This is a genomic window from Brevundimonas staleyi (genome assembly GCF_041893865.1).
GTDB lineage: Bacteria > Pseudomonadota > Alphaproteobacteria > Caulobacterales > Caulobacteraceae > Brevundimonas > Brevundimonas staleyi.
Window position 1 is genome coordinate 596764 of the sequence record NZ_CP169082.1, and the last position, 12072, is coordinate 608835.

Annotated in this window: 13 protein-coding genes; 10 read left to right on the plus strand and 3 right to left on the minus strand. The window is 68.0% G+C overall.

The features are described from left to right. The first annotated feature begins 122 nt into the window (after positions 1–122). The 4 genes from ACETK8_RS03015 to ACETK8_RS03030 are packed head-to-tail and all read left to right on the plus strand — an operon-like array spanning position 123 to position 1661. Positions 123–446, plus strand: a complete 324-nt coding sequence (locus ACETK8_RS03015; protein WP_374038044.1) for an ArsR/SmtB family transcription factor — start codon at positions 123–125, stop codon at positions 444–446. Next, the gene (locus tag ACETK8_RS03020; protein WP_374038045.1) at positions 443–862 is read left to right on the plus strand and encodes an SRPBCC family protein; all 420 of its coding nucleotides are present in this window, start codon (positions 443–445) and stop codon (positions 860–862) included. Before ACETK8_RS03015 ends, ACETK8_RS03020 begins: the two co-directional genes overlap by 4 nt. Continuing rightward, positions 859–1266 carry a DUF1801 domain-containing protein gene (locus tag ACETK8_RS03025; RefSeq protein ID WP_374038046.1) on the plus strand — a complete coding sequence of 136 codons (408 nt, stop codon included), beginning with the start codon at positions 859–861 and terminating at the stop codon, positions 1264–1266. Before ACETK8_RS03020 ends, ACETK8_RS03025 begins: the two co-directional genes overlap by 4 nt. Then, positions 1263–1661 (plus strand): DUF1801 domain-containing protein, encoded by a 399-nt coding sequence (locus tag ACETK8_RS03030; RefSeq protein ID WP_374038047.1) that lies wholly within the window; start codon positions 1263–1265, stop codon positions 1659–1661. Before ACETK8_RS03025 ends, ACETK8_RS03030 begins: the two co-directional genes overlap by 4 nt. Here ACETK8_RS03030 and ACETK8_RS03035 read toward each other — a convergent pair. Then, positions 1658–1900, minus strand: a complete 243-nt coding sequence (locus ACETK8_RS03035) for a hypothetical protein (protein WP_374038048.1) — start codon at positions 1898–1900, stop codon at positions 1658–1660. The genes ACETK8_RS03030 and ACETK8_RS03035 overlap by 4 nt on opposite strands. Positions 1901–2150: 250 nt before the next feature. On the opposite strand from ACETK8_RS03035, the gene ACETK8_RS03040 reads away from it, so the two are divergent. Together ACETK8_RS03040 and ACETK8_RS03045 are read left to right on the plus strand one after the other, a co-directional pair. Next, a complete protein-coding gene (locus tag ACETK8_RS03040) occupies positions 2151–2567 on the plus strand; it encodes a DUF2141 domain-containing protein (RefSeq protein WP_374038049.1) in 417 nt (138 codons plus the stop codon). Between the two features lie 86 nt (positions 2568–2653). Next, complete coding sequence (locus ACETK8_RS03045; protein WP_374038050.1) at positions 2654–4120, plus strand: carotenoid oxygenase family protein; 1467 nt, start codon at positions 2654–2656, stop codon at positions 4118–4120. A gap of 162 nt (positions 4121–4282) precedes the next feature. Here the strand turns inward: ACETK8_RS03045 and ACETK8_RS03050 are convergent, their stop codons facing one another. After that, positions 4283–5056: a LytTR family DNA-binding domain-containing protein gene (locus ACETK8_RS03050; protein ID WP_374038051.1), complete on the minus strand. Its 774-nt coding sequence runs from the start codon at positions 5054–5056 to the stop codon at positions 4283–4285. A 63-nt stretch (positions 5057–5119) separates the two neighbouring features. On the opposite strand from ACETK8_RS03050, the gene ACETK8_RS03055 reads away from it, so the two are divergent. Beyond that, complete coding sequence (locus ACETK8_RS03055; protein ID WP_374038052.1) at positions 5120–5545, plus strand: DUF2141 domain-containing protein; 426 nt, start codon at positions 5120–5122, stop codon at positions 5543–5545. Positions 5546–5818: 273 nt separating this feature from the next. On the opposite strand, the gene ACETK8_RS03060 is transcribed toward ACETK8_RS03055, so the two are convergent. Continuing rightward, on the minus strand, positions 5819–6535 hold the full coding sequence (locus ACETK8_RS03060) for a TetR/AcrR family transcriptional regulator (RefSeq protein ID WP_374038053.1): 717 nt from the start codon (positions 6533–6535) through the stop codon (positions 5819–5821). A gap of 180 nt (positions 6536–6715) precedes the next feature. On the opposite strand from ACETK8_RS03060, the gene ACETK8_RS03065 reads away from it, so the two are divergent. From ACETK8_RS03065 to sucC, 3 genes are all read left to right on the plus strand, one after another. Then, entirely contained in the window at positions 6716–8920 is a 2205-nt protein-coding gene (locus tag ACETK8_RS03065; protein WP_374038054.1) for a TonB-dependent receptor, read from the plus strand. A gap of 117 nt (positions 8921–9037) precedes the next feature. Further along, positions 9038–10558 (plus strand): spinster family MFS transporter, encoded by a 1521-nt coding sequence (locus ACETK8_RS03070; protein WP_374038055.1) that lies wholly within the window; start codon positions 9038–9040, stop codon positions 10556–10558. A 220-nt stretch (positions 10559–10778) separates the two neighbouring features. Then, a complete protein-coding gene (gene sucC / locus ACETK8_RS03075) occupies positions 10779–11969 on the plus strand; it encodes an ADP-forming succinate--CoA ligase subunit beta (protein WP_374038056.1) in 1191 nt (396 codons plus the stop codon). Positions 11970–12072 lie beyond the last annotated feature (103 nt).

A 12072-nucleotide genomic window follows, 5' to 3' on the forward strand; every position in this document is an offset into this window, starting at 1 on the left:
CCTCGTCCGCCATCCGAACGCTTCGGACTCTTCGGACGCTTTGGACGGTGTTCTGGAGTCCGGCTTGACGACCTATAGCCACGGAGTTATCAAAAACCCATAACCGACCGGCTATCCATTCAATGACCCCCGCCACCGACGATCTGTTCCGCTGCCTGGCCGACCCGACCCGTCGGGGCATCTTCGAGCGGCTGTGCCGGAACGGAGAGCAGACGGTCGGGGCCATCACGGCCGAGGCGGGGGTGTCCCAGCCGGCGGTGTCGAAACATCTCGGCGTGCTGAAGGCGTCCGGCCTCGTCGCCGACCGCCAGTCGGGCCGCCAGACCCACTACAGCCCTCAACTGGCTGCGCTGGCCCCCCTGATGGACTGGACCCAGCAGATGGCCGGATTCTGGGAGGCGAGGATGGACAGCCTCGACGACCTTCTGAACAGGATGGACCAATGAGCGATCTGAAATCCGTCGTGGTGGAGCGCGAGTTTCCGCATCCGCCGTCCAAGCTGTGGCGCGCCCTGACGACGCCGCACCTGATCGAGGAATGGCTGATGAAGACCGACTTCGTTCCCGAGATCGGACGCAAATTCCATCTGACCGGCGACTGGGGCGGGGTGCTGGACTGCGAGGTCCTGACGCTGGAGCCCGAGCGGTCGCTGGCCTACCGCTGGGACTTCGACAACGAGGATCCCCGCTATGCGCTGAAGAGCGTGGTCACCTTCACCCTGACGCCCACGGGCGCCGGGACCCATCTGAAGATGGAACAAGCCGGCTTCCGCCCCGACCAGCCCCAGGCCTATGGCGGCGCCCGTCATGGCTGGGCGAAATTCCTCGACAACCTCGATGGTCTTCTGGAGCGCGAGGCATGAGCGACAAACCCGTCCTCCTCTCCGGCGACAATCCGCAGATTCCGAAAGGCTTCGGCGACGCCCCGGTCCAGGCCTACATCGACGCCGTCCCCGGCTGGAAACAGGACATCTGTCGCCGTCTCGACGCCCTGATCGTCAAGACGGTCCCCGGTGTCTCCAAGGCGGTGAAGTGGAACACGCCGATGTATGCGGTCGAGGAGGGCCGCTGGTTCACCTCCATGCACTGCTACAAGACCTTCGTGCGCGTGACCTTCTTCCGGGGGACCCAGCTGGAGCCCATGCCGGCCGGCCCGTCCAAGGTCGGCGACGTCCGCTATCACGACATCAAGGAAGGCGCGTTCGACGACGCCCAGTTGGCGGACTGGATCAAACAGGCCGCCGCCCTGCCCGGAGAGAAGATGTGACCGATCCGACCCCGTCCCAGGAGATCGACGCCAAGCTGGCCGGCCTCGGCGACTGGCGCGGCCAGACCCTGTCCCACCTGCGCGCCCTGATCCACGACGCCCTGCCGGAGGTGGTCGAGACGGTGAAGTGGAAGAAGATCACGAACCCCCTGGGCGTGCCCGTGTGGGAGGCCGCGGGCATTCTCTGCACCGGCGAGGTCTACAAGGGCTATGTCAAACTGACCTTCGCCCACGGCGCGGCCCTGCCCGATCCGGCGGGCCTGTTCAACGCCGGCTTCGGCGGCGGCACCCGCCGGGCCATCGACCTGAAGGAAGGCGAAGACGTCGACGCGGACGCCTTCAAGGCCCTGATGCGGGCGGCCGCCGACTTCAACCGGGCGAAGAAGAAGCCCTAGTTCGGCCGGCTGGTCAGGCGGCTGGCCCCGCCCCGGATCTCGCAGACGTAGTCGGTCTGGGGCCGGCCCGTCTGGGCGCCCGCGACGGGGCTGAGGATGCCACCCCGCTCGCGGCATTCGGCGGTCAGCTGGTCCAGCTCGTCGCCATAGGTCGGGTGGGTGCGCGGCCCGCTGGCGCAGGCGGCGGTCGTCAGGGCGGCGCCCAGGACGAGGGAAGAGACGAGGATACGCACGGCCATCGCGAAGTCTCCGGAAAGGACGATCTGTCCCCGGAACGCATGGTGCGCCCAAACGGGTCCGCTGGCCACACGGTCGTTCGCGAACGGAAGCGGCGACAGGTGTTCGTTCACGCATCGTGGGTGGTCGAAGGTCGCCGTTCACGAAGCCGGGGCGTCCGTCGCCGCAAGTCCGCTGGCGGCCGGGCCGGGCCGGGCCGAGGGTCGGGACATCGAGACCCGCCGGGCCTCCCTGACCTGAAGGAACACCACCATGATCCGCACCGCCCTGATCGCCGCCGCCGCCCTGCTGACCGCCGCCCCGGCTTTCGCCGCCGACGACGCCAGCCTGGCCCTGACCTTCGACACTTCGGCCCGCACGGGGACCATCATGGTCGCCCTCTATGACGCCGCGACCTACAACGGCGGCCAGCCGGTCCGTGTCGCCCAGGTCGACGTCGCGAACGGCCAGACCGCCGCGACCTTCGAGGACCTGCCCGCCGGCGACTACGGGGTGAAGGCCTTCCACGACCTGAACGGCAACGGCCGCATGGACACCAACCCCTTCGGCATGCCGACCGAGCCCTTCGCCTTTTCCAACAACGCCGTCGGCAACATGGGCCCCGCCGGCTGGGACCGCGCTAGGTTCGCCGTCTCCGGCGCCACGACCCAGACGATCAGCATCCGCTGATCGTCATTCTTGAAGAGGGCTAACGCTCGCGACGCGGTCGCTCGCTGCTTGAGCCCGGTTCCCCGCTCCGGAAATCGAGACCTGACATGACCCCCTCCCGCCGCCACTTCCTGATGGGCGCCGCCGCCCTGTCCGCTGCCGTCGCCACGCCCGAGATGGTCCGCGCCGCGATCGCCCAGGAGGCCGCCGCCCCCTGGGCCCTGGCCACCGCCGATCTGGAAGCCGACGTCGCGCCGCGCGCCCTCAGTCTGGTCCACGGCCGGGCGCCGGCGGGGCTGGAAGGGACCCTGTTCCGCAACGGCCCGGCGAAGTTCCGCCGCCAGGGCGGCATCGCCACCCACTGGTTCGACGGGGACGGCCTGATGCGGTCCTTCCGTATCTCTGACGGGCAGGCGACCCTCGCCGCCCGCTTCGCCGACACGCCCAAGCGGCGCACCGAGACCGAGCTCGACGCCGTCGTCACCCCCGGCTTCGGCACGGCCGGCGACAGCCGCGCCCGGATCGGTTCGCCCGACGACGCCAGCGCGGCCAACACGGCGGTGATGGTCACGGGCGACAAGGTCTGGGCCCTGTGGGAGGGCGGGTCGCCGCTACAGATGGACGCCTCGACCCTGGCCACCGAGCGGTTCGTCACCCTGCGCGACGACCTGAAGGGCATGCCGTTCCAGGCCCACCCGCGCTTCGCACCGGACGGCACGGTGTGGAACGTGGGGCTGCACGGCGATCAGGCCATCGTCTGGCATCTGCGGGCCTCGGGCGAGCTGATCGACGCACAGGTGATCCGCCTGCCGCGTGCCTCCTACCTGCACGACTTCACGGCGACGGAGGGGCATCTGATCTTCGTGCTCCAGCCCTGGGTCTTCGACCATGCGGGCATGCCCTATGCGACCCAGTTCGCCTGGAAGCCCGAGATGGGGACCCAGGTGCTGTTGGTGGACAAGGCGGATCTGACCTCGACCCGGATCTGGGAGCTTCCGGCCTTCGGCTTCTTCCATCTGGGCGACGGCTGGGAGGAGGCGGACGGCACGATCCGCTTCGACGTCGCCGCCAACCGCGACAATACCTTCGCCATCGAGGGCGCCCGCGTCCTGGTCGAGGGCCGCGGCACGGTTCCCGGCAATCCCAGCGAGCTGAAGCTGGTGACCCTCTATCCGAACGGCCGGGCGGAGATGACCTCCTCGGGCGTGGCGGCGGAGTTCCCGAAGGGCGACCCGCGTCGGGCCGGTCTGGAACGCAGCCTGACCGTCCATGTCGCGGGCGAGCGCGGCGGTCGTCCCCTGCCGAACGGTCTGGCGGTGCAGGACTGGAAGACGGGCCGGAACCACGCCTTCAACTTCGGCGACGACCAGATCATGGAGGAGGCGGTCTTCGTTCCCAAGCCCGGCGCCTCGGCCGAGCGCGACGCCTGGCTGGTCGCCCCGTCGATCAACCTGGCCGAGGGGATGACGGAGCTTCACGTCTTCGACGTCGCCTCGGTCGAGAACGGGCCGGTGGCGACCTGGCGGGCGGACGTGGCCCTGCCGGCGGGGTTCCATGGGGCGTGGAGAGGGTAGGCAGAGCGTTCTCCCTCCCCTGCGGGGGAGGGTCGTCGCGCAGCGACGGGGTGGGAGGGGAAGGCGACGCGGCGACAGACTGTGGGGCCTTGCCTTGCCGTCCCCACCCGGTCTCCGCCTTCGGCTCCGACCACCCTTCCCCGAGGGGGAGGGAAAGATCGTTCAATACCAGCCGGCGTCGCGGAGGGCCTTGGCGTAGCGGCGGCTGACGGGGGCCTCGACTCCGCCCTCCAGCGTCAGGGTCGCCCGGCCGTCGCCTCGGGCCACATCGCGGACGGCGTCCCTGGCCACCCACCAGCTGCGGTGGGTCTGGGCGCCTTCGAGGCCTTCCAACTCGTCCAGTGCGTCGGACAGCCGCATCAGGATCAGGTCCGAGCCCCGGTCTGTGTGGATGCGGAGGTAGTGATCCTCGGCCTGCACCGCCCGGATCGCGGCCCCGCGCAGCTTCATCGGCAGGCGGTCGGGAAAGCGGGCCGGGGCGGCTCCGGCCGGGGCGGCGTGGGTCTCGATCGGCTGGGCCTTGGACAGGAAGACGTTGATGGCGCTCATCACTGCGCTGATGGTCAGGACGTGGCCCACCAGCATGGGGAGGGTGGCCAGAGGATAGGGCCGCCCCTCGAACACCAGTCCGGTCACGGCCCAGACCATGATCGTCACCGGCCCGGCGATGACCACGCTCAAGGCCGCGATCGCCAGCCATGGTCGGGCGTCGGAATCGATCCAGCGTTCGACGATCCGCGAGGCGACATGGCCCCACAGCGCGCCGCCCAGCATGACCGGGATCCAGTAGGCGAGCCGGATCCACAGCGGCGCGTGGATGCTGCCGAAGGCGCCGACCAGGGACAGGACGACCCCGGCCGCCGAGGCGATGATCATGCCGCGCAGGAAGCCCAGGGTGAGGGGACGCTTGGGCCGGGCGCGGGCGGTCTCGGTCATGGCTGGACGAACCTCTCCGGCGCGTGGTCTGTGGGCTCGGGGCGAGCACCAGAAGGCATATCGATGAAGTTGACGATTTTGGCGAGCGGACTGGCGCTTTTCCTGACCGGTCTGGCCTCGCCGGTCCTGGCGCAGGATCTGACCCTGAGCCTGTCCACGCGGGAGGCGGGCGGGCGGATCGCCATCGCCGTCTACCGCGACGCCGAGAGCTTTCGCCGGAACGAGAACCCGGTGGTCAGCCGGATGGTCGCCCGCACCGGCCCGGTGACGACGGTGACCCTGACCGACCTGCCGCCCGGCCGCTATGCGGTGGCGGCCTTTCACGACACGGACGGGAACGGCGAACTGACGCTGTGGCCGATCGGCCTGCCCAGGGAGGCCTATGGGTTCTCCCGCGATGCGAGAGGACGGTTCGGCCCGCCGTCCTTCGCCGCCGCCGCGTTCGACCTGCCGGCGTCGGGCGCGCGGCAGGCGATCCGGCTGCATTAGGATTTACGCGGCGGTGGCACTGTTTCCGAAAACGGAGTGCCAAGTGCCACGTGCCAACGTAGTCAAATCAAGAGCTTGGGGTCGTCCGGCGGCGAGGTCGTGCCAGATTATGCGAAATCGGGCGGCCCCTCCGCAGGAGGCGCGTTCGATGGGTTGCGACGTGTCAAAGACCTGACACGGACTTAGGATCGCGATCTGCCGGCGCAAGGGAGAGGTAAGAATATTTTCTCTCCTATGCCCATCTCCCGCTAGCCGAAGCAACGGGGTCTTTGTCTAGGTCTGGCTCGGACAGACGGCCCTGAACCCCGCCGCCGCGAACCGGACCATGTAGTCGCAGGCCGTCTCCAGATCGCCGGATCGGCACAGTCCTCCCGACAGCCGGTCCAGACGCCCGGTCTCGCCGAGCGTCAGGGTCAGGGCGCCCGACAGGTTGTGGTAGGCCCAATAGAGATCGACCTCGCGCGCATCGGGCAGGACCGCCTTGACCAGCTCGATCAGGCGCCGGATCGCCGGGTCGAAATAGCGGGCCATGGTCTCGCCGCCGAAGGCCGGGTTGGCGTTGGTCTGGGCCACCAGGGCCGAATAGTGTTTCCACCCCGGCCCGCCCTTCAACGACCACTGGAACGGCGGCTCCAGGAAGGCGCGCAGCAACCCTTCCAGCGTCATCGTGCCCGCATTCGACAGGGCGTAGCGGTTGATGGCCTCCACCCGCTCGTTGTTCCAGACCTCGGCCCGGCGCAGGAAGACCGCGTCGAACAGATCCCGCTTGGCCCCGAAATAATAGTGGACCAGGGCCGTATCGACCCCCGCCTCGCGCGCCACCTCGCGGATGGTGACGCCGTAGAAGCCGTGTTTGGAAAACAGATCCTCGGCCGCGTCCAGGATGGATTCGCGCGTGTCGCCGCCGACACCCTCGGTCTTCACCTTCGGCGGGCGGCCCCGTCTCGCGGGGGTTGCGGGAACGGGCGGCGAAACGTCCATCTTGCTCATGGTCCGGAGCTAGCCATGAAAATCCGGGTCGGTGCAACGGCGCCACAGACGAGACCCGACATGCCCTGACGGAAGCGCTGCCGTTTGACACCGGGGCCAAAGATCGTCAGTTTCCGCGAAAATCATCGAACGCTGAATAAAAGCGTCTCGGCTGGAAACAACACAGGAAGAGGGTTTCGCATGAACAGAGTCATGAAGAGCGTGCTGCTGGCCGGGGCCGCCTGGAGCGCCGCGTCCACGATGGTGATGGCGCAGGACGCGCCGTCGACGGATCAGACCGCGCTGGACGACGTCGTCGTCACCGCCCGTCGCCGCGACGAACAGCTGAAGGACGTGCCGGTCGCCGTCTCGGCCCTGTCGTCGGAACAGCTGGAAAACACCGGCGCCACCGACATCACCGCCCTGCAGCAGCAGACGCCGAACGCCACGGTCCAGATCGCCCGCGGCTCCAACTCGACCCTGATCTCCTTCATCCGCGGCGTCGGCCAGCAGGACCCGCTCTGGGGCTTCGAGCCGGGCGTGGGCCTGTATATCGACGACGTCTATGTCGCCCGCCCGCAAGGCGCCGTGCTCGACATCTTCGACGTCAACCGCATCGAGGTCCTGCGCGGTCCGCAAGGCACCCTGTACGGCCGCAACACCATCGGCGGCGCGATCAAATACGTGACCAAGCGTCTGGGCGACGAGTTCGAGTTCATGGGCCGCGGCACCCTGGGCAGCTACAACCAGCGCGACGCCCTGGTCTCGGCCACCATCCCGCTGGGCGACACGTTCGCGGTGGGCGGCGCCTTCGCCAAATACGACCGTGACGGCTTCGGCACCAACCTGTTCACCGGCGAGGACCAGTACGACAAGAACGTCACCGCCTATCGCGCCAGCGCCGAGTGGACCCCCACCGACCAGCTGTTCGTGCGTTTCGCCTGGGACCGCGTCGAGGATGACTCGGCCCCGCGTAACGGCCACCGCGAAGTCAACTCGACGGTCGGCGGCTACACGCCCCCGGCCAGCGTCTACGACACCAACGCCGGCATCCAGGGCAACCAGGAAGTCCAGACCCAGGGCACGGCCGTCACGGTCGAATACACGGTCAACGACAGCCTGACCCTGAAGTCGATCTCGGGCTGGCGCAGCGGCGACACGGCCACCGTCATCGACTTCGACCAGACGCCGCTGCCGACGCTCGACATCCCGGCCATCTATTCGGACAAACAGTTCACCCAGGAATTCCAGGCCCTGTTCTCGGGCGACAACTGGTCGGGCGTGGCGGGCCTCTACTACCTCGACGGCGAATCCTCGGGCGTGTTCGACACCATCGCCGGCAACCTGGGCGTCGCCATCGCGGCCGCCGGCTACGTCAACACCGAGTCGCTCTCGGCCTATGCCGACTTCAGCTACGACTTCTCGGATCGCCTGCACGCCTCGATCGGCGGTCGCTGGACCCAGGACAAGAAGGACGCCCAGGTTCAGCGCTTCTTCTACCTCGGCGCCACCCGCACGCCCCTGACCGGCGGCGCGGTGCGTCCGATCCTGCAGACCCGCACCAACTACATGGCGGCGGACACCTTCGAGAAGTTCACGCCGCGCGTCAGCGTTTCGTATGACCTGACCGACGCCCTGACCGGCTACGCCTCGATCTCGCAGGGCTTCAAGTCGGGCGGCTGGGACATGCGCGGCGACGCCGCCCTGGTGCCCCAGACGGTCAACGGCTACCAGCCCGAGACGGTCACCACCTATGAGCTGGGCCTGAAGGGCACGGCCTTCGACAACCGCCTGTCGTTCGCCTCGGCCGCCTTCTACTCGGACTACAAGGACCAGCAGATCACGACCCAGCAGGTCGCGACCGCGCCGGCCGTGGGCATCGCCTCGGTCGTCGACAACGCCGGCGCCTCGACCATCTACGGTTTCGAGTTCGAAGGCCGCGCCTTCCTGACCGACAGCCTGACCTCGAACTTCTCGATCGGTTACCTGAAAAACGAGTTCGACCAGTTCATTACGCTGGTGACCGGCACGCCGGTGGACATCTCCGACACCCGCGAGCCGCAGAACTCGCCCACCTGGTCGGGCTTCTGGGCGGTGACCTGGTCGGGCGATCTGGCCGGCGGCGAGCTGAACATCACCCCGTCGCTGTCCTACCGTTCGGCCTACCACCTGTTCGACGCGCCGGACCCGGTCCTCGACCAGGGCGCCTACACCCTGGTGGATCTGGCCGCCGTCTGGACCGCGCCCAGCGGCCACTATCAGGTCGCCCTGACCGGCAAGAACCTGACGGACGAAGAGTACAAGGTCGGCGGCTACAACTTCGCCGGCCCCACCTACAACAACTCGATCTCGGCCTTCTACGGCCCGCCGCGCACCTTCTCGGCGTCGGTCACCGTCCGGTACTAAACCTCCCATGATGCGCCTGGGGCGGCGGTTCGAAGGAGCCGCCGCCCTTTTTCTTTTGCAGCCTGCCATGCCGCCGCTACGGTCAAGGCAAGGAACGAGAGTCCAGAGGAAACCCCGATGACGGATACGGTCGCACCAGTCCCGATGAAGCCCGGATACCGCTACTACGTCCTGGCGATCCTGATCCTGGTCTACATGTTGAACTTCCTGGACCGGCAGATCATCGGCATCCTGGCCGCGCCGCTGAAGGAAGAGTTCGGGATGTCGGACAGCCAGTTCGGGCTGCTCGGCGGCATCGCCTTCGCCTCGGTCTATTCGACCCTGGCCATTCCGCTGGCGGCGCTCGCCGACCGGGCCAGCCGGGTCTGGATCATGACGGGCGCCCTGGCCGTCTGGTCGTCGTTCACGGCGCTCTGCGGCATGGCCGGGTCGTTCGGCCAGCTGTTCCTGTTCCGCATGGGGGTGGGCGTGGGGGAGGCGGGCGGCGTGGCCCCGGCCTATTCGCTGATCGCCGACTATTTCCCGCCCAACCAGCGCGCGCGGGCGCTCGCCGCCTTCGCCTTCGGCATTCCGCTGGGCACCGCAGCCGGCACCCTGGTCGGGGGTCTCCTGGCCGCGACCTACGGCTGGCGCACCGCCTTCATCGTGGTCGGTCTATTGGGCCTCCTGATCGCCCCCTTGCTGCGCCTGACGGTCAAGGATCCGGTGCGCGGCGGCACGGATGCGCCCAAGCCCGTCGTCGCGCCCGTCGATGCCGCCCCGGTCGCCGCCTCCGTTCCCGCCAAGGGCTCGGACAAGGTCGGCCGCACCGCCGCCCAGATCATGCTGGGCCTCGGCGGAGGCTGCCTGGTCCTGGCCGCGCTCGGCCGGTTCGCGGGTCTGGCCATCGGCAATCCGCTGGTGCTGCTGTTCGGCGGCCTCCTGGCCGTGGTCATCGGGATTTCCTTCTGGGTCGCCCGCGCCACCGCCTCGGTCGTCATGCCCAAGCCCAGCTTCTGGCTGCTGGCCTTCGGCGCGGCCTCGTCCTCGGTCTGCGGCTACGGCGTGGCGGGCTGGCTGCCGCTCTTCTTCATGCGCAGCTTCGACCTGACCCTGGCCCAGACCAGCTGGTATTATTCGGGCATCGCCCTGATCGGCGGCCTCTTGGGCATCTGGGGCGGAGGCATGATCGCCGACAAGCTGGGCAAGCGCGGCAAGGGCGCCTATCCGCTGACGCCGGCCATCGCCTTCCTGATCTCGGCGCCCTGTTTCATCCTGGCGATGAACTCGCCGTGGCTGATCGGTCTGGTCCTGCCGGGCGGCGGGTCGCAGGTGCAGCAGCTGACCCTGGCCTTCCTGATCTTCCTGATCCCGACGGGTCTGAACCTAGCCTGGCTGGGTCCGATCACGGCGGCGGTCCAGCATATCGCGCCCGCGCCGATGCGTTCGACCGCCTCGGCCATCTTCCTTCTGATCAACAACCTGCTCGGCCTGGCCGTCGGCTTCTACTACTTCGGGTGGATGAGCGACCTTCTGGCCCCGCGCTTCGGCGACGAGAGCCTGCGCTGGGCCATCTACACCGGCATGGGCTTCTATCTGATGGCCGCCGTCCTGCTGATCGGGGCGTCGCGGACCCTGAAGAAGGACTGGATCGACTGAGAATCCGGCGGTGATTTCGACCATGCCAGGACCGCCGTTTTCGGCGATTTCGGTTACGGCAAACGTCGCAAACCAAGCGAAAACGTCAGTCCTTGACCGCAAAGACCGCCGTCCGTCCCTCGGGATGGATGGCGAACGTCGTCGGCAGACGGTTGCACCTGCGAAGCGGGCGCGCCTATAAGCGCGGCCAATTCCTCCCTGAGAGACGTTGGGCGCATCCATGAACATTCACGAATATCAGGCCAAGCAGGTCCTCAAGGGCTTCGGAGCCCCGGTCGCGGCGGGCGTCGCCGTCACCTCGGTCGACGAGGTCGAGGCCGCAGCGAAATCCCTGCCCGGCCCCCTCTATGTCGTGAAGTCCCAGATCCACGCCGGCGGCCGCGGCAAGGGCAAGTTCAAGGAACTGCCGGCCGACGCCAAGGGCGGCGTCCGCCTGGCCTTCTCGGTCGAAGAGGCCGTCGCTCATGCCAAGGAAATGCTGGGCAACACCCTGGTCACCGCCCAGACCGGTGACGCCGGCAAGCAGGTGAACCGCCTCTACATCGAGGACGGCGCCGACATCGACCGTGAGCTCTACTGCTCGCTGCTGGTCGACCGTCAGTACGGCCGCATCGCCTTCGTCGTCTCGACCGAGGGCGGCATGGACATCGAGGCCGTCGCCCACGACACGCCCGAGAAAATCCAGAACATCGTCATCGACCCGGAAACCGGCGTCACCGCCGACGACGTGGCCAAGATCGTCGCCGCCTACGCGCTGACCGGAGCGGCCGCCGAGGACGCCAAGTCGCTGTTCCCCGCGCTCTACAAGGCCTTCGTCGAGAAGGACATGGACATGCTGGAGGTGAACCCCCTGATCGTGATGAAGGACGGCCACCTGCGCGTCCTGGACGCCAAGGTCTCGTTCGACGGCAACGCCCTGTTCCGCCACGAGGACATCAAGGCCCTGCGTGACGAGACCGAAGAAGACGCCAAGGAGATCGAGGCCTCGGCCTGGGACCTGGCCTACGTCGCGCTGGACGGCAACATCGGCTGCATGGTCAACGGCGCCGGTCTGGCCATGGCGACGATGGACATCATCAAGCTGTACGGCAAGGAGCCGGCCAACTTCTGCGACGTCGGCGGCGGCGCCGGCAAGGACAAGGTCGCGGCGGCCTTCAAGATCATCACCGCCGACCCGGCCGTCCAGGGCATCCTGGTCAACATCTTCGGCGGCATCATGAAGTGCGACGTCATCGCCGAGGGCGTGGTCGCGGCCGTGAAGGAAGTGGGCCTGAAGGTGCCGCTGGTCGTCCGCCTCGAGGGCACCAACGCCGAGCTGGGCAAGAAAATCCTGAACGAGTCGGGCCTGACCATCCAGGCCGCCGACGACCTCGACGACGCCGCCCAGAAGATCGTCGCGGCGGTCGGCTGATCCAGGCGACAATCGCGTGAGTCAAAAGCGTCGGGCCTCGGCCCGGCGCTTTTTCTTTTTGGGTCATGCGATAATACTGGTCTCGAACCCCATTTACGGAGCA